A 20,222-nucleotide genomic window follows, 5' to 3' on the forward strand; every position below is an offset into this window, starting at 1 on the left:
ACTCGTTGTACATCCACACAAGAACGTACAACGAGTTTTTTTTTATTTATATTGGGAGTTTTGACACACCCTCCTATGTGCTTTTTGGGCTTTACCTTTCCGCTATGCGCCGGTGACCGTTGGTTCAGCCCGTTTTGTTTGAGTTTTGACACACACTCTCCTATGTGCTTCTGCCCCTTCGTGGCGTGCTGCTTAGACTTTATACGCCATATTCTCCATATAGTTGCTACGCTTATTCACGTATAATGCCTGATGTGCAGGATATTTGCAATAGAAGCACGAATATGAAGTGTTTGAGCATCAGATTATGTTTTTACTATTTGTTGTTTTAGTGCATATTTGTTGCTTTGACGGTGTGATTCTTCTCTATAATTGTTCTGTTTATTACGGAAACTACTCATTATTTTACTTAATATAAGTTAAGTTCAAAATGGTCCAATTTCTTACATTCTTCTTTAACAATCTTCTGTGTCGGAAGTTATGAAAGTGAATGGAGAATTATAATAATCATATAAATGTTAAGCGTTGTAAAAAAGGGAAGGTAAACGCAAATATATACTAATATTCTATAGCTGTAGAATTGTAGTATATTATAAATATGTACCTTTGCAATGAAACGTGTTAAATGTTGGACTTTTTTCAGTCCCTTGTGATAAGAATATGAAAAATCATAGGTATAAGTTAGTATTACTTGCTGTGTGTTTATTGTTTGCAGCAAGCGCTTTCGGACAACATACTGTGGTGAAGACCAATGCACTTTATTGGGCCACTACCACTCCCAATCTTGCACTTGAGACCAAGATAGGGCGGAAGTGGACTGCCGAGTTATCTGCCGGATACAATCCTTTCACCTTTTCCGATAACAAGAAGTTGCGCCATATTGCTGTGCAACCCGAGGCACGTTATTGGTTGTGTTCGCCCTATGCCGGTCATTTCTTCGGCATGCATCTCGTATATTCACATTATAATATAGGTGGCATCAAGTTGCCGTTAGGCATCTTCAAGGACCTGCGCAACTATCGTTACCAGGGCGACCTTGGAGCTTTGGGCTTCGGATATGGCTACTCATGGATGTTGCCTGGCAACCATTGGAGCATAGAGGCAGAGGTTGGAGTAGGCGTAGGCATAACGAAATACGAGAAATATGAGTGTGCCACATGCGGTTCTAAGGTAGGCAGCGACACCAAAACATTGTTTATGCCAACCAAAGCAGCCATCTCGCTTGTATATAATATCAAGTAATCCGCTTTACGTCTAACACATAATCATTATATGAACACCTTTATATATTTAATGATGTCGCTGCTGTCGTTGGGCATAGTAATGCCCACTGCAGCCCGCACAGCAATTCCAGCTGTCAATCCCACCGCATCCGCTCCAGGCATCAACATGCGATGGACAGCCGACACGCTGCATCTTTCGTTTGCCCTTAGCGAGTCGCGCAATGGCAGCGGCAGCAACTATGCAATATGGGCGATGCCCCGATTGGGCAGTGCCACGGGCGACACCATCACCCTTCAGAACTCCGTGTTTCGTGGTCGTCGCAACATGCGATATGTCGAACGCGAGCGTCATTTCGCCCCAACCACGTCCGACCGTATGATGCGCCGCTTGAATTCGTCGCCCCGCAGCACCATGCAGCGAGCCCGCAACGAGGTGATGCTTGGCGACACCGTGCATTACGACGTAGCCATATTGCGCAGCCAGTATCCGTGGCTGTGGCAGAACCGTGTGACGCTCGACGTGCTTCGCGAGCAAGACGGCTGCTGTTCAACCGACCGTCTCGCCCCGTCCACCCTTGCGTCCCTGCGCTACGTTCCGCCCTTCGTGCCCCAGTTGAGCCTCGTGCCCGACAACACCGGCAAGGCAGGCGAACTCGAGAAGACCAATCCGCTGCTCCGTCCTTACAGCCAGTATCGTCCCTACACCAAGGACCGCATACTCCGCAAGGAAGAGGGAGCGCTCTACGTACACTTCGATCTTGACAAGTCAACGCTGCGTCACGACTTCCGCAACAATGCCGCCACGCTCGACCGCATCGTAGACATAACCCGCCAGATACTTGCCGACACCACATCCAACGTTCGTGTGATTCAGATAATAGGACTTGCGTCGGTAGAAGGCCCCGTCAAGCACAACGAGCAGCTTGCCGCCTCGCGTGGAGCTGCGCTCAAGAAGTACATACAGCAGCGTGTGAAGATAGCCGACTCGATGTTCGACGTAGCCAATGGAGGCGAGGCATGGACCGAGTTGCGCTCGCAGATAGAAGACCTTCAGTTTGACGGTCGCGACGAGATGCTTCGCATTATCGACACCGAGAGCGATGTCAACAAGCGTGAGCTTAAGCTGAAGACACTACGCGGAGGAAAGCCATATAGCTTCTTGCGCGACAAGGTGCTTGCCGACCAGCGCAACTCAGGTTATCTGCGCATCTACTACGATTATGTGCCCGACACCGCAGCAGCCACCATCAACCGCGCTACCGAGCTTATCAACCGCTCACAGTATGCCGAGGCTCTGCAGCAGTTGCGCACAGTCAGCACCGACCGCCGGGCATACAACGCCCTTGGCGTGGCTCTCTACATGACGGGCAACCGTACCGAAGGCATGGAATACATACGTCGCGCTGCCGCCGATGGCAACGCCGAGGCACAGGACAACCTGCGCCAATGGGAGGCAATACAGCGTGCCGAACAGTAAAACAAGAAAACGTAACGTGTAATACGACAAGAGAATTAAAACATTATAAACAAACATCGTAAATGCGTTGATAATCAACCGCTTACGAGGAGGCAATCCTGCGGCATTTCAAAAGGACTCCTTTTGAGGTGCTAAAGGACTCCTTTTGGACCGCAAAACGAGTCCTTTTGGTGAGCAAAAGGACAACTTTTGCAATGCAAAACGACTCCTTTTGCAGAACACAACTAAAAAGGCTTGAAACCCCAACGTACGGGGCTTGAAAACCAACGCATCTACATTAACAAAAACGTTCATTTTTATGAAAAAACTAAGCAGCTTTTTCCTCATGGGCACAGTAGCCCTTGCAGGACTTGGTGTGATGTCATCGTGCTCGTCAGACGACCTCGGCAATGACTCCACAACAAACCCCGGCGAAACAAAGGCAGTGAAAACCCAGTTCGCCCTTAACATTCCGCGCGCCAACGGAGGCACACGTATGAGCGGTGACAACGCACAGGCTACACAGAATTTCCTTGGAATGGAGGACATCCGCATGTACTCTTTCAAGGGAGAACCGACCGCCTCTTCTACAAGTACTGCCACATTCACCCTTGCCAACATCGCTCCTGGCATTTCAGAAACAGCTTCGTCAAAGATCTACAGCGACGTATCTGTACCCGTAGGAACTACACACTTCCTCTTCTATGCTCACGCTCCGCAGGGAACAACAGACGTTACAAATGCCGATAACTTCACAAAGGGTGTGCTCAATTTTGCAGCTGGCACAGACAATGCTACCGCTACAAATGATATCTCGGCAGCTTTGGTAGGTGTTAAGGGTACTGACAATGGTTCGGCAGACAAGCTTCTTGCAGTTCTCAACGCTGTTGCAGGAGTAGAAAATTGGTCAACCGTTGCTGAAACTACAGAACTTGGCAAACTCTACAAGAACTTCATTACCCTTAAGGCTGGTTCTGCCAACAGCATTCGCCTTGCACTCCAGGATCTCTACAACGCTCTTGGTGGTGTGACAACAGGTAGTGACGCTGATGCTAAGACAATCGCTAACAATATCCGTACAGCAATAAAGACAGATAACGTATTTACTGTTACTGAACAAACAAACAAGACATTTGCCATTACAACAGCAAACACTTATCCTAACAACATCAACCTCCCTGATGGAGCAGTGCAGTTGTCATACGCAAAAGAAACAAAGACATTCTCTTATGCAGGTAAGTCTGATCTCACTGGTATTCAGCAACTTGATGCTGCCAAGATTTGCTTCCCTGCATCTATCTATTATTTCCAGAGCAGCGACCTTGCAGCTACTGCTGCAGAGCTTGATAATACAGCATGGCCTAAGACTACTTCTGATTGGACAAGCAATACAGTTGCTCCTTGGTTGAAGGACGGTGCTGCTGGTTGGACAGCCTCTGTTCAGCCCACAACACGCTCTATCGCAATGCGTCAGAACATCAACTACGGAGTTGCCAACCTCGCTACTACCGTAAAATGTGGTGCTGAGACATTGGCAGACAATGTGGGTCTTAAAGTATCTGAGCCCAATGAGTTCACAGGTACAGTAACCGTTCCAACTGAAGGCTTCACCGTTACTGGTCTGCTTATTGGCGGTCAGCCCACAAAGGTAGGCTTCAACTTCCAGCCATCTGACGACAAATTCGATTATACTATCTACGACAAAAATCTTACTGGTATTGTAGCCAAGAACGCTGAGTCTACCACAACCAACTACACCATCGTTCTGCCTAACGACAAGGGTCGTGGCGTTGCAAAGCAGGAAAAGGTTAACGTAGCAATTGAGTTGACCAACAACTCTGGCGTAGCCTTCCGTGGTGCAGACGGCATTATCCCTGACGGTGGCAAGTTCTATCTTGTAGGTCAGCTCAATCCTGATGCCAAGACTATAGAAGGCGTTGCCAACCCCGCAGTATTCATGAGCGACTACATGACCACAATGAATCTGACTATCACTTCGCTCAAGAGCGCTTACAACACAATCCCCGACCTGCGTTCAACAAAGCTCCAGCTCGGTCTCTCGGTTGACCTTGACTGGCAGGCAGGTCTCCAGTTTGATGTAAACATCGACTAAAACCGCAGCCAGCAACAGTCTGGCACCCCATAGGGCGGCAGCCCTTGATCAGGCTGCCGCTCACTATTTTAACACTACACGTACATGATTATATTGACATTACGACACGGCGTGAGGCTTGTCGCGGCAACAGCCATTGCCACGGCATGCCTCACTTCGTGCATAGACGAGGACCTGACACAGTGTGGCAAGAACTACACCGTCGACTACACCGTGCGCCAGCTCACCGACGTGCCTGCCATTCTGCAGCGCCACCTCACTACCCCTGCCGAGCAGCAACTCTCGGCACAGTTGCTCGCACCGCTCAATCGGGTGTTTGCATCTACCGCCGCCGACCTCGACCTCTCCTTCTTCGACAGCGCTACGGGCAACGTCGTGCAGCACGAGCAGCACGACATCAATGCCTCGCATGCCCAGTACACCCTCTATCTCAAGAAACTCGACTACCGCAACCTGGCACTCGCCAATGCCGCAGCCGAGCCGTTTGTGGCTGTCGACGGAGCCGCTTCGTCATCTGCGCTGACGCTCAGCCAGACCCCGTCCGACACCATCGACACCCACACCCATCCACTCTTCACGTCGCGACTCGACATGACACTTGACGACCAGAGCCAGTCCTATCATGCCGACCTCTACATGCAGAACTGCGCTTCGTGCCTCGTTCTCGACCCCGGCACCAACGTCGTGCAGAGCCTTTCGGGCTATGTCGACGACATGGCAACCGAATTCAGCGTCAGCGACAGCACCTATCACTTCGCACGCCACACCGTTGTGCGCTCCACACCCGTCAGTGCCGGCGGACAGTATGCGCTCTATGCCGCATCCATGCCGTCGCCAATGGCAGCCCAAACCTACACCTCAGCCGACGGCATCAGCCAGACCGCCACATGGCGCATAGGCATAGTGGTGCGCATGGCGGGCCGTTACACCAAGACCACGCTCTACGTTCAGGAGCCGCTACGGGCAGGCGAGCTGCGCATCATCAAGTGCAAGATAAACAACCGAGGCGAAGTGGTGCCCAATCTGCACAATGTAGGTGCCAGCGTCGAGCTCGACTGGAAACCCGGAGGCGACCACAATATCGACATCTGACAATTCCCTTCAACACAAACCGTATACAAATGAAACGCATAGACTATTTCTTTACACTCATAGCCACGCTCATCCTGCTCGCCTCATGCGGCAGCAGTGGCGACGAGCCGTCGCCCTCCACAAAGCCTAAGGTGGTGCTGCGCATGCTTGTTCAGGCACCCAAAGCTCCGTCGTCGCGCATTGCCGACCCCGGCACCTCAACGGGCGAGGCCGACTTGTGGGACACCTTCCTGCTCGCCTTTGTCTACAAGAGTGACGAGGCAGGTGCCAATACTGTGATAGTCGACCGCATAACGCGCACGCAGTTCAACCAACTCGAACGCTACAACGACAACGACAATGTGCGCTACTACACCATTCAGCTTATGCCCGGAGTGGTTTATTGCTACGGCATAGCCTACAGCTCCGACGCAACCGATTACGACATATACCGGGGTCTGCAACAATGCACATCGAAGGAGGCAGTTGACAATCTGTTGATTTCCAACTCCTACGCCGCAGGCAGTGCCGATGCCACGTCCAAGTTCCTAAGCGTTGCCACGGGCTACTATCGTGATTTGAAAGACAAAACCCGTCAGGGCACAATCGACATAACCAATGCCGCAGCTTCGGCAGAGTCGCCCTACAACGTGCCCGTGCTTCGGCTCGTGCGCTTGGCATGCAAGATAGACGTGCAGTGGGATGCCGCTTCGGCATTCACAGGCAGCCAGTTGCGTGCCTACGTTACGGGATTCAAGTACACCTCCAATCCTTCGGTCACTGGCGCAGGCTACGGTCGTCTCTTCCCCGAACTCGCCACGTCTACCGAAGCGGTAGGTGGCAGCACCGCATTCCTCAACACCAGCGAGATAAGCCAGCGCAACGGCCGTGCCTATCACTACGTCTTCCCCGAGTCGCAGAAGGCAGTAGGCACAAAGCCCAAGCTCACCTTCGACGTGAAGGGAGTCGCCGACGGCACGACGAAGCAGTCTGCCGTCACCGTCAACTTCAGCAGCCAGCCCCAGGCAGCCACTTGGTACAAGATCAACGCCACAGTGAGCGGCATTTCTGCCAATAAGGAATTCACATGGAACATCACCCAAACACAGGGTACGAACTAAATATCATTCTAATATATGCTTCGATTTATACAGAATGTAATGGCAGCGGCAGCCCTCATGGCAATGCCGCTTGCGCTCAATGCGCAGACCAATTACTACGTCAAGGCACCTCACGACCTCACTACGGCTACGCCAGAAGGCACAGCCGACGGCTCTTCGTGGGACAAGGCTATATCTCTGCAGCAGGCATTGGCAAAGGTTAAGGCAGGCGACTGCATCTTTGCCAAGGGCTACACAGCCGGTGAAGCCACCGGCGAAGACTTCTACTACACCGTACCCGACCCCAAGGGCTTTGTCCTGCCGTCGGGTGTGCGCATGTATGGAGGTTTTGCAGGCAACGAGACCGAGATCAGTCCCGACAATCTCGACACCCAAGCCAATGACCCACGCGGCTGTGTCGGCAGCGACCTCTCGCACATGAAGTACCGTTCGGTGCTCACTGCCGACATCGACTGCAACGACACCGTGTCTGACACGTGGCTGCTCTTTCCGCAGAACTCTACTCGCAAGGACAACGCCCGTCACGTTGTGACGATGAGTCTTGCCCCTACTGCCGTCAATCCCAATGCCGGCAACGACCCCACTGTGCTCAACGGATTCTATATTGTGGGCGGCAATGCGTCGGATTCGGACGATTCTTACGGTGGCGGAGTGTACATCACCGATGCCGGCACAGCCGACAACAACACCGGCGAGCGCGGTTATGACGTGTCGCGCTGCTTCTTCACCAATAACTACGCAGAGCGTGGCGGCGCCATATACGTGGCAGCCAACGTCAAGCCCAACGCCAACCGACGTGCCTACATACGCTACAACACCCTCTTCAACAACGTGGCAGGCACACGAGGAGCCGACGACAACCTTGGAGGCGGACTCTGGGCAGAGGGTAGGGCAGACATCGTCAACAACCTCGTCTACTGCAACATCAACGGTGGTATGCGTGTGTCGGAAGCCACTACCGTTGTCAACAATACCATTTCGCGCAACAACAGCGCCGGTATCGACCACGTGTCGCCTGACAAAAATAACAAGCTCACCGTCTACAACACCATCGTCTGGGGCAATCACCGACTCAACAAGTATTCGCCTGCGCCCCATTTCAGTCATGGCGCATACTATACACACCGTGGCGAGGCAAACCCCGGCGACGACACCAACGTAGTTCTTGAAGAGAGCAACAATGCAGCTGACGGCGCAACGCCCAACTTCAAGGATCCGGTTACATCTGCCAGATACGACCGTAGCTACATCTGGACCACTACCGATTATCCCAAGTGGTCGTATGCCATTGACTACGGTTCGGCACTCATTGCCAAAGGCGACCCTACACAGTATAAATCTGCCACTTGGGGCGACCGTGCGCTCAGTGCCGACAACCGTTTCGGCACCGCCGACAACAATACTACCACCATCGATATAGGTGCCTACGCCTATACCAAGGTGCCCGCTTCGCGCCGTCGTTACGTCAAGACAGCAGCCAATGGAGGCAACGACGACAACGACGGACTTACTTGGGCCACTGCCTACGCATCACCCCAGAAAGCCATCGACGCCCTCAACGACGGCACAGGCCAGCGTGGCGAGGTGTGGGTGGCAGCCGGAACATACGCCCCCAGCGCCCATATCACCGAAGACACCAACAGCCCCGTGGCATTCCTCATGCACAGCGGCATCAACGTCTTTGGCGGATTCCGTGGCACGGAGACCTCGATCGACCAGCGCGACGGCTATTACGACGGTTCTGACGATGACCAACCCAACCGCGATTCTCAATATACATGGAAGTTCCACGAAGAGTATCGCACCATATTCCAGGGCCATTCCTGCACAGTTCCCGTATGGAACAGCACCAAGGGCGAGTGGGTATTCAGCAGCGGATCGTATCATGTGGTATGGTTTGCACCCATTGCAGCCAATGGAGTGGGTACGTCTGACAATAAGGTGGCAATGTTCGACAAGGAGACAGTGCTCGACGGTGTCACCATCGAGGGTGGCAGACACACCGTCGAATCCGGTTCGGTCAGCGAAGGCTATCTGCCCAACGACGGAGCCGGAGTGCTTATGGGCGAGAATGCCATACTGCGCGACTGCGTGGTGCGCTACTGCTATGCTGCAGGACGAGGCGCTGCCGTGTACAATGGTGGCGGACGTGTCGAGAAATGCCTTATATATAATAATGTGAACGCATCGGGCGACGGTGGCGGAGTCTACATCGACGGCTTCGGCATCGTGTCGCGCTGCATCATAGCCAACAACAAGGCGCGCAATGGCGGAGGCGTGTACATGAAGAAGGGCAAGGTGGCTGACCATGCCATACTCGCCCTGTCGGTAGTAGCCAACAACGAGAACACCGCCAACGGTGCCGTCTATGCCGACCAGTCGGGCAATCTCATACACAACACCATTGTCAACAACTACACCTCAACCTCTACCGACGAGTCGGACGATAACGCTTCGCACACGGGTGGAGTGTACGTCAACGGCTACTGTTATGCCGTAAACAACATCATCTGGAACAACGTCATCAAGCGCCCGGAGGGCTCTCTGGCAAGTTCGGCAACCCAGCAGGCACAGATATATGCCTCCAATGCCACTGCCGCCAACGTGCGGTTCTACAACAATGCACTCTCATCGCCCAACTCGGCAGTGTGGAACAACGTCTACCAGTCGGGCACAATATCACTCGGAGCCAATGCCGCTGACTGCGTATTCAAGCTCAACGACGTGGGTGCTGAGCAGTACGGCTCATGGGATCAGATAATCGACTGTATCGGATTGCAGTCGTCGTGGAACACAATCGACTACTACTGGCCCACAAAGAACGGCGCTTCGCTGCGCTCGTCAGGACTGCCCCAGTATATGTTTGATGCCGAACTGCTGTTCCGTCCCGCTGCCGACATCATCGGCGAAATATTCAATTCCTATACCATCGGAGCCTACTACTCCGACGTAGTCAAATTCCGTCCGGCTCTGTTGCGTCGCGACGGCAAGGACGTTGTGCGTCTGTATGTCGACCCCAATGGCTCTAAGGCTGACGGCGACGGCTCGTCATGGAGCAACAATGCACCGTCGCTGCACGAGGCACTCGTCTTCTTCGAGAACTTCACGTTGCCAGTTACAAAGTCGTTCAATACACTTAACGTGGAGACACCTGATGCTTATCCAGGACAAAATAGCATCACGCTCAATCCCGACAATACCATATTCGAGATCTGTCTGCGCGAGGGCGACATCCAGCCCGAATACTCTTACGACAACAACGACGCCAGATCCGTGTCTCACCGTATTCCGCGTATGGACTGTCCGCTGCGCATCGTGGGCGGCTATCCTTCGGCTTCAGCCAACGCTAAGCCTACCGATGCCGACCGCGACATAAAGAACCACCGCACCGAGTTTGATGGACGCTATACTATCGGAGCGCTCAGCGGCCACTCGTATCATACGGTGCGCGTGCAGAATGGTGCCGACGTGACGTTCGACGGAGTTGCCGTGACAGGCGGCAACGCTACCGAGAACTCTACAATACACACCGGTGCAGGTGTGCTTCTGTTCAATGGAGCACGTGTACAGATGGACAACTGCATCATCGAGAACAACCGTGCCTATACAGGTCCGGCTGTGGGAGCCACCACATTGGCTGACAACGTGAAGCTTGTGATGCGCAACTGCGTTATCAACAACAACACTGTGGTAGAGTCGCAGGAAAAGGCTGCAAGCGACGATCCGTGGCTTTTGAGCATTACGCCAAAGGATATTGAGTTCAATCATGTCACCATTGTCAACAACATAGCGTGGGCTCCGCAAGACTCCGTGCTCAATCGCAATGCCCGCACATCGTATGCTCTTGGCAATCAGTATCCTGCCGGCACGGTGACAACATATTGCAACAACACATTATCTAACATTGCATCATTGGGTAAGGACGGAGCTGCCAACTTCTCCAACCCCTCTGTCAACTGTGGTGCAGCCGAGTCGGGCAACGTTTATTATGGCGGCAATGCCGACTATCGTCCGCTCACCAGTTCGGAGGATATGCAGGTGGTCATCAACAAGGCTGCTGCCAACGCTGACGATATGTCAGTCGACATCTATAACGATGAGCGCGACCTCGGTGGAGCACCCGACTTGGGCGCTGTTGAGGCTCTGCTGCCTAAGTCGGGTAGCGTGATTTACGTGCGTTCGTACAACACCGTGGCACCAAAGGACAACACCGAGGTGCTTGACGAGACCGACGGAAAGCCCGACTTCAGCCTGCTTAAGAACAATCCCGGCGTGGTTTACAACGGAAAGTCGTGGGATACTGCCATTCATGGCAATGCCATGTGCGACACACTCAATATGGACAAGCTTGACAATTCCATATATGTGCTTGAGAATGGCATGATGCTTGCTGCTACGTATAATAACTTAAACTACTCAACGTATCTCGGCAAAACCACTACTCCAGTACGCACCGAACCCTATTATGGTCCGGCGTCGGGACATTATACACGCTTCCTTGTGCCTGACTGGACTCGTAATTATCAAAATACTGATGCTGGCAGGAAAGCGTGGGACAAGTATTATCAAGGCAATACCAACCAGTGGGACTGGGCATCTTCAACTGGCAACTATAACAGTATCAACAACGACCGCAAGGAACGATACATCAGCGGTTTGCAGTTGGCAGTGGAAATAGCCGCCAAGTACAACGCCCTGCACAAGAACGATGCAGGATTCGAGCCTAAGGTTGTATGGGTAGGTGCCGGAGTATATACCGACTACAAGGGCTTTGTAATCCGCAATGGAGTGAAGGTGTATGGAGGCTTCCCCAAGGAAGGAACACCAGGCGAACAGGAGCGCAAACCGCTGCTCTCGCAGTACGTTCCGGCTCGTTTGGCAGACGCATCACGCACTAAGTCCGACTACGAGACAATACTTCAGATACGCAAGGAATCACCAGTGAAAGGTAGTACAAGTGACAATCTTGACATATCCTCTTTTGCTGAAAAAATTGTAAATGAATGTGCCGCAGACGCTACCAATGGTGCTACAGGCATGTGCCAACGACACTATGTACTGTATCAGCCTGACGTGTGTGTGACAACCTGGCATGTGGCAGGCGATGGCAATAACAGTGCATACAATGGCAACGAGTATCGCTGCTACGAAACTGGCAAATACTACTGGAAGAACTATGTCGGTGGCAACAAACCGAGCGTTTATAAGGAATACGAAGATGTGAAGTGGGACGGATTCACCGTTCGTCATGGCTACATTATTAATTATATGGCTAACCGTGACGGTGGTGCAGGTGTGCGCGTGTTCCATGGCGTTAAACTCGAAAACCTCATCATCACCAACAACCTCACACACGGCTACCGTACACGTGGAGGCGGACTGTATATGGATGGTGCCAACTCGACAATATCCAACAGTTTCGTGCTCAACAACCTCACTACCGACTACAATGCCAAAACGATGAGCAATTGGTCGGACGGATATGTTGGTGCAGGTGTGTATAACCGAACTGGAGGCTTTGGCGATAATGATGACTACGGTGGCGGTGCCTATATGATTGTGGGCACGGGCTACAATATGGTCGTGGCTAACAATCGTGTGGTAAGCCATCTGACACCGTCGGGCAGCGGTGGAGGCATCTTCATCGAGAACGCCAAGTTCTACAACAACACTGTAGCATACAATTCTTCACGCCGAAACGGTGCCGGCATAGAGCAGTGGGCATCGGCTGGCAACGCCACCGGTGTGTCGTCAGAGCTGTCGCTTTACAATTGTATCGTCTACGGCAACAAGAGTACTGACTTCCCCGACAATCCTCAAGTGTCGTCGACAAGCGTCGGCACATTCAAACCTGCCCACAACTGCTTCCTTATAGGCGGTACAAACAGCACGGCGGGTGTGTGGAACGAGAGCGGTGTTAGCAATGCCGACGAGAAACTTTATTCTTCAGCCAACGGCAACATTATATATAAAGGTAGCGAGGAGTCTTCTTGCAACCCGTTTGAAGCCGGTGACAATGCCCGTAAGACCAACGACTATCGTCTGAGTAGCTCTACCAAGTGTATGAACGGTGGTACCGACAACCTCAACCAGAACAATGAGGAGCACAAGGTAGACCTCCCACTCACCGATATGGACTACTCCGACCGTATCAAGGACTGTAAGGTGGACATCGGAGCATACGAGTCGGACACTTACTCTAACATCGCTTACGAAACACGCAACGACTCTATCGTGTTCTATGTGACGCAGACTGGCTACGGCGACAACTCCGGACGCAATCCGGAGAATGCTGCCTGCGCCGATAAACTGCAAAAGGTGCTCAATGTTGCGGGCGAATGCTTCGCCACGAAGAAGTTTGGTGACAGAGATTTAAGCGCAATAAAGAAGTTCGTTGTGAAGGTGGCTGGCTACAATATGAACAACTCCAGCGAGGGATTCATATATCATCCCAACACCCTTGCCGACCCTTCCGACCCTCAGAGCTACACCTATCTCATCCCTAACGGAGTGACGCTGATGGGCGGATATTACGAGGGTGAGCAGCAGACCGTAAGCGAAACCGCTGGTACTGAAACTATAAAGAAGATAAAACTGGTAGGCTACAACTGGTACGACGACAATCGCAACGTGTGGGACGGATGGCGCAAGCTGACAGACGGAACCCTTGCCAACAGCCGTACGGTTCTGTCGGCAGTAGCCAAGTTGCCTGCCACCTCTACCGTTGACCGCATTGTGGGTCATCACGCCGTAACATTCGGCTCATGGCCAACCGGCGATTTGCAGAAGTGGAGCCAAGAAGCGGTGAGCAGCAGTGCCACTATCGACGGATGTTTCATCGTCAGCGGCGAGGCAATCACTAACGACGGACACAAGGCTTTTGGTGGTGCTGCCATCGTGCCGAAGAACGCTCATGTGCGCAACTGTGTCATTTCGCACAACAAGGCGGTTCGTGGCGGAGGTCTGTATCTTATGCCTGGAGCCATCGTGAGCGGCACTATGATTGACGAAAACGAGGCTCGTGTGGGTGCTGGTATGTATGTTGACAACGGCGATACTCAGTCGGGTACACCCGACAACCGTGCCTATGTCATGTCGACAACAATCGTCCGCAACACGGCTGAGAATACAGGTGGAGGCGTATTCTTTGAAGAAGGAGCGCTTATGGCAGCCAACTGCGTGGTGTGGGGCAACTTTGCCGCATCCGACAAGAACCTGAGTGGCATTTCCGACAGGGACTTTGAGGACACCAAGCTCTACGGTTCTGTAGATGGAACGAATGCTGCCACAGGTCGCGAATATCCCTTCAACGATTGCTTCATCGAGACTTTCAAGATCAAGTCGAACCACCCCAACATCTCGATGACATCCGAGAATACACGCTATTTCCGTTCGGGCGACACGTATGTTCCGCGTCCTTTCTCGCAGCTTATACACGCTGGAGCGGACAACGCTACTATGCTCAACGTGTGGAAGAAGAGCTTCGACGTGGCAACCTACGATATGCGCTCGGTTGAATTTGCTGTCAGCAACCTGCAGAACAAGCTCACCGTGGGTGCGTTTGCAGTACACCTGGCTGCTACCGACGAACTCTTCACCCGACTGTTTGTGTCGCTCGACGGCGGCAACGAGGTGTCGGCAGACATTCAGCAGAAGTATGTGGGACGCTCGTTCTACACTCCGTTCAACTCGCTCGGCAACGCTCTGGAGTACATCCGCAAGATGCGTGCAAGCAGAAAGGCTACTGACGACACCCACTTCGAGATACTCCTGGCTAAGGGAACCTACGTACCAGTGCTGGCACGTACCACCACTTCGACCAAGCTCGACAACGATATGCGTATGTGTTCGTTCTCTATTCCGGTCAACACGGCACTCTATGGCGGATTTACGGGTAAGGAACTCTACTGCACAGGCAAGGGACTTGTCTATGAAGACTTCCCTGGCAAGCCTACTGGCACGTTTGTTGCCGATGGCAAGATGACCGATATTCTCGCCGAACGCAACAAGAAGGAGAATACATCTACGTATTTTGTCGACCGCAACTTGAACAATATCATTGAACCGTGGGAGTTCAACTCGCTCACCATTCTTACCGGCGACCTGCTCAACGATGAGTCCGAACGTGCCTATCACGTAGTTTATGCCTACGATGACAAGACGTATGCGGAAGCCGACAAGGCAAAGAAGCGCCAGCAGCTGGGCATAGTTCTCGACGGAATAACCATCCAGCACGGTGCAACTTCGTCGTTCCTCGACTTCGACGACAGCAGCGGTAAGGAGCTACTGAACGAAGTTGGTCACGGCGGAGGTATATATAGTAATGGTGTAAACGTAACGCTCAACCGCTGCCGACTGATTGACAATCGAGGCATACATGGCGGTGCCGCCTTCATCAAGGATGCCGATTTCTCTGTATTGGGCTCGCTCGTGGCAGGCAACGAAGCTATAGCCGACTCGCGCATGCGTTCGGAAGCAGGCAAGGGTGGAGCCCTCCACTTCAACTATGACGACCAGAACGCCTACGGAAGTTTCTATACTGCCAACTCGCTCTACGTCAACAACAGCGCCGAACCGTCGCTCGACGGCACAGGCGACGGTATGGGTGGAGCCATATACTTCAATGTCGGCAACGATGCCACTAATCACGAAATGCACTTCATGAACTCGATAGCAGCCCGAAACAAGGCTACTAAGGGTGCAGGAATGTACTGGAACGGTAAGATTCTTGAAGGTAAGCACTTCTCTTGCAACAGTGTTGTATGGGGAAACAAGGCAGACAAGAGTCAGCAGATGTTCTTGAAGAATGTGAGTCATGTAGCCAGCGACGTCTTTGTCAATCTCAATCCGAAGACCGATTACACGGATGTGACGCGCGAAGACGGCAGCGTTGTACGCACACTCATCAACGACAACATCGTACTCAGCACCGACAACATGGCTATTGACGGTCCGCGCTTTACCAAACCGACCGCATTGGCTGGCGTAGATGGCTACGACCTCAAGTCGCAATGGAACCCTGCAGGCATCTCAATACTTACTGATGCCGGCGACGGAGTGTTGAAGAAGGACAACTCTGGCAACTTCAACAATGAGACCGGATCTTATTACGACTTCTGGAAGAATGTTGTGTCGGACACAATACGCACTTATTTCGCTGCCGATTATGGTATAAGCCGCTATATGTTGCGCCGTCAGTCGAACATGAACAGCAATAGCACTGTTTCCGATACGCACTGGACCGACTACGCACGTTATCTAGGAGGACTCAACGAGGACGGAACTCTCGCCGACAAGACCATCGATATCGGACTGTATGAGTATCAGTATAAGATAGACTTCCGTAAACTCATCGGCGTTTACATCGGTAATACCGAGCAAGGCGACGGCGACGGACGCGACTGGGCTAACCAATCGTCCGACCTGCGCAGCGCCATTATCGCAATGGCAAACCCAGATGGTGCCGTAAGTACGGGCGATGGATATAAGAAGCGTACCGTATATGTGCGTGGCGGAGAGTACTTCTCGCCGACACTTTATGCCGGCAATGCCTTCTCGTTGTATGCAAGTGAAAGCGATGAATGGGGCGAATCGGTTACGATAAAGGGCGCATGTACGGGCGAAGGACATGGTGACAAGGCTCAGCAGGACTTCTCCAAGCAGACCGTTATCGTTCCGAGCAAGCTGCCGATACTAAAGGCTGGCAGTCTGCTCAACGTAATGACCAAGCACAAGCCCGTAACAATCGAGGGATTGACATTCAGCAACGACTACGGTCGCGGACTGCGTGCGCAGGTTGACGATGCCCGAGGCTCGCTCACGATACGCAACGGCGGATTCCGTGAGAATGTAGGAAGCGGAATGTTTGTGGCTCAGAATAAGGGTAAGGTGCTTATATATAATACGGTGTTTGCAAGCGATTCGTGCAAGAGCAACATCAAGAACGAAACCGGAGAAGCCGCAAAGGTGGGCAACAATGCGGCGCTTGTCACTACAGGCAAGACAACGGTTGTAAACGCAACGTTTGTCGAAAACCTTGGTCCGGCTATCGCTTCGAGTCCTACAACAACTGAGTTTGGAGAGGCTTCGCTCAAAGATACTCGCGTATTCAACTCCGTTTCATGGCAGAACGAGGACAACAAGACCGACCTGACGCAGCTTGCCGACGGAACCACCGAGATAAAGGCGGGCAGCATCTACGCCCCAGGCGGAGTGTTCTGGTCGGACATTACTGGCATAGAAGGCTCTGAATTGCCACGCAACAATAAGGCGTTTGCCTATCATTATGCTGATGTCAAGGTGCGAGATGGAGTCGTTAACGGTCCGGCTAATGCCGATGCTATGAACGGACCAAACTTCACCAATCCCGCAGCAAAGGACTATACGCTGCGCCCGTCGCTCTTCTTGCTCGATAGAGGTTCGAATACTCACTATCAGAAGGAGGTGCTCGGCTATGACGAAGCAAAGATAAAGGCAGCCAAACCAGCCATTCCCGACACCGAAGTAGAGCTTGCCAACAAGCGCCGACTTGTAGGCGATGCCGTCGATGTGGGGGCCTACGAGCACGACGCACAGCTGCGTCAGATACTCTACGTTACGCCTATAGCTTCGGCTGAGAACACGGGCGAGAGCTGGAACAAGTCGATGGGCGACCTCCAGTCGGCTGTTGACCTTGCCGGACTCTACTCGCGTCGCAACGAAGACGACAGCTACGTGTTTGTCGACCAGAAAGTTAGTGTAGACAATCTGAAGCTCGAACTCGACCGTGTACACGTTTATGGCAACATGAACGGTGAGAAATCAGCATCGGACGAGACCACGGACGGAGCCAATAAGGTGGTCAGCGACCTCCTCGGCAAGCGTCATGGAGCCTTCGAAAGCGGATACAGCATGTCGAAGATTAAGAATCTTACGATTGATGCCGATGCCGTAGTCGACGGATTTGACATAACGGCTTCAGCCCAACTGCGTAAGGGATTGCTCGGCGGAGCGCTCGTTGAGTGCAACGTAACGGGTACGGGCGAGGGCGTACTGTACAACTCGCTCGTCTACGACAGCAATTGGGAGCAGACCGCCAAGCCTTCGGCAATATCACAGCTCACCGTTTCAGATGTTCGAGCAGTCAACGTTTCGAGCCAGGGAACAATCCAGAATGTCAGCACTGATGCCTCACATAAGTTCAGCTTTATGCCCGATCTGCTTGGCAGCTATGCCAATCGGGCACCGGGATGGAAGTGTGGCAAGGCAGTAACGGGCACCGTCAGCGTAGCCGACACAATCAGCCACACGTGCTATGTGCCCTCGTCGCTGCGCTACCGTTGCTATCAGCTCAACGACGACGACAACGACAATCTCGACAGATGGCCTAAAACCTCAACACAATATGCCGCTGCTAATATGTGTATAGACAAGGTAGGCCACGCATACGACGTACTTGGCAACAAGCGTTTGCGCAATAATCTTGACAACGGTTGCTTCGAGACGTGGAACGTCTTGGTTGATGGTGAGACAAAGACAATCAACTCTGCCGACTATCCGCATTGTCCTTCGGTGATGTACGTGCGCAGCGGTCGCGAACTGGCTATCGAAGACGGTGTCTATCCCAACCCCGGCACAGACTACAACGCCAATGCTTACTTAGCATTCCTGCTGCTTGAGCACCACGCCGGACTGCGTTCGCACAACAACTGGTTCGGATATATGCGTCTGGCGGTTGAACGTGACTTCGAGAACGGACAGTCGCAGTATGTGTACATGCCGTTCACGGTCGACCATGTGACCAATTCCGACTGCTTCAAGGCTTACACCTACAACGCCAAGGAGCGAGCCGAGTACGACTATAAGTACAAAGCCAATGACGGAGCTTGGAATCCTGCCGACCGACTCAGCTACATCGGACTGGCACTTGTGCCCAATGCCGGGGCGCGAACGAAGTTCACCGCACGCTTCTACAGCAAGCAGCTCGACGAGCATCCGAAGTGGCAGATAACCGGCAACAATCTCAACGTGACACTACAGCAGAGCAACAACCGCTCGCCGTGGTCGTCGCCGGCTGACGGCGGAGCCAAGTTCACACACAAGGAGAACATGGGATGGAACCTCTTCGGTTCGCCCTACATCTGCTCGATGAACTACAAGGACATGGAATATCCGCGCATAGCCTACTGGCTCAACGCTTCGGGCGAGATGCAGACGCTCAATATGAATCTCACTATTGATGCAGAGCAGGCAGGACACATCCCTCCGTTCGACGCAGTGTTCACCCAGACCGCTACACTTGCAGAATCCGAGAAGTTCAGCGTGGCACAATCCACCGGCGTTTCGGGCAAAGCTTACGCCTCGACCACACGCATGGCAGTAGCGATAGCGCCCTACGCAGCCACACGTCAGGCTTCTGAAGCCAATGTGTCAGATGAGTTCGCCTTCCAGGCAGTGCCTCACGACGAGGCTCGCAGCGACTATGATATGGGAGCCGACGGCGTGAAGTGGATGTCGGGCACACAACCCCTCATCTACGCCGAACGCAACGGCGGACGCTACTCGTTGCTCAGCGCACTCGACGAAGAGGGCGAAGTGCAGATTGGAGTCAGCGTGCCCGAGGCGGGAATGTACGTGATGCAGGTGCCCGAAGGATGCGATGCCACCGACTATGAGGCAGTATTGCTGAAGGACGCAAGCACAGGCAAGGCTGTAGATCTGCTCGAAGGCAGCTACACCTTCAGCGCCACAGCCAAGGGCGAGCAGAACAACCGCTTCTCGATAGCGTTCCGCAAGACTGCCGATGCCGACGCTTCAAGAATCTATGTGAGCCGTGTGGCAGCCGACCGCATACGCATTGTGGGACTTCAGACTGACGACGACGTGCGTCTGTATCTGCCCAACGGAATGATAGCCAACCAGACACGAGCCACTTCCGATGCCGTAACGATGACGGCAGGAACGCAAGGCGTAGTGATAGTGGAGGTTGTAAGACAGGGCAAGCAGGTGTGCGTGCGCAAACTGAAATAGATAGTTAGTAAGTATGATTAGTAAGGACGACACGAGCAAGGGGGCAACCTCGGGTTCGTGTCGTTTTTTGTTTTGGAAGGATAGAAAATCCAATTGATTTTTCCCTTTTCCCTTTTCCCTTTTCCCTTAAATTTCCGTCGCTTTTCAAAAGGAGTCCTTTTGGGTTGCAAAAGGGTTCGTTTTGGATTGCAAAAGGAGTCCTTTTGGAGAGTAAAAGGAGTCCTTTCAGA

At 52.8% G+C, this 20,222-nt stretch carries 6 protein-coding genes; all 6 read left to right on the forward strand.

The features are described from left to right. Positions 1 to 660: 660 nt before the first annotated feature. The 6 genes from I6E49_RS06190 to I6E49_RS06215 all read left to right on the forward strand — a co-directional run bounded on the left by I6E49_RS06190 (position 661) and on the right by I6E49_RS06215 (position 19,992). On the forward strand, positions 661 to 1,242 hold the full coding sequence (locus I6E49_RS06190) for a DUF3575 domain-containing protein (RefSeq protein WP_235401072.1): 582 nt from the start codon (positions 661 to 663) through the stop codon (positions 1,240 to 1,242). Positions 1,243 to 1,272: 30 nt separating this feature from the next. Next, positions 1,273 to 2,700, forward strand: coding sequence for a hypothetical protein (locus I6E49_RS06195; RefSeq protein WP_235401073.1), 1,428 nt, complete (start codon positions 1,273 to 1,275; stop codon positions 2,698 to 2,700). 298 nt (positions 2,701 to 2,998) lie between these two features. Further along, a complete protein-coding gene (locus I6E49_RS06200) occupies positions 2,999 to 4,792 on the forward strand; it encodes a hypothetical protein (RefSeq protein WP_235401074.1) in 1,794 nt (597 codons plus the stop codon). A gap of 84 nt (positions 4,793 to 4,876) precedes the next feature. Beyond that, on the forward strand, positions 4,877 to 5,884 hold the full coding sequence (locus I6E49_RS06205) for a FimB/Mfa2 family fimbrial subunit (protein ID WP_235401075.1): 1,008 nt from the start codon (positions 4,877 to 4,879) through the stop codon (positions 5,882 to 5,884). 29 nt (positions 5,885 to 5,913) lie between these two features. Then, a complete protein-coding gene (locus I6E49_RS06210; protein WP_235401076.1) occupies positions 5,914 to 6,984 on the forward strand; it encodes a hypothetical protein in 1,071 nt (356 codons plus the stop codon). 15 nt (positions 6,985 to 6,999) lie between these two features. Continuing rightward, positions 7,000 to 19,992 carry a right-handed parallel beta-helix repeat-containing protein gene (locus tag I6E49_RS06215; RefSeq protein WP_235401077.1) on the forward strand — a complete coding sequence of 4,331 codons (12,993 nt, stop codon included), beginning with the start codon at positions 7,000 to 7,002 and terminating at the stop codon, positions 19,990 to 19,992. Positions 19,993 to 20,222 lie beyond the last annotated feature (230 nt).

The organism is Leyella stercorea, from assembly GCF_021531655.1.

Coding starts and splice junctions, on each gene's coding strand:
- I6E49_RS06210 (WP_235401076.1), top strand. CDS start 5,914: ATGAAACGCATAGACTATTTCTTTACACTCATAGCCACGCTCATCCTG.
- I6E49_RS06195 (WP_235401073.1), top strand. CDS start 1,273: ATGAACACCTTTATATATTTAATGATGTCGCTGCTGTCGTTGGGCATA.
- I6E49_RS06205 (WP_235401075.1), top strand. CDS start 4,877: ATGATTATATTGACATTACGACACGGCGTGAGGCTTGTCGCGGCAACA.
- I6E49_RS06200 (WP_235401074.1), top strand. CDS start 2,999: ATGAAAAAACTAAGCAGCTTTTTCCTCATGGGCACAGTAGCCCTTGCA.
- I6E49_RS06190 (WP_235401072.1), top strand. CDS start 661: ATGAAAAATCATAGGTATAAGTTAGTATTACTTGCTGTGTGTTTATTG.
- I6E49_RS06215 (WP_235401077.1), top strand. CDS start 7,000: ATGCTTCGATTTATACAGAATGTAATGGCAGCGGCAGCCCTCATGGCA.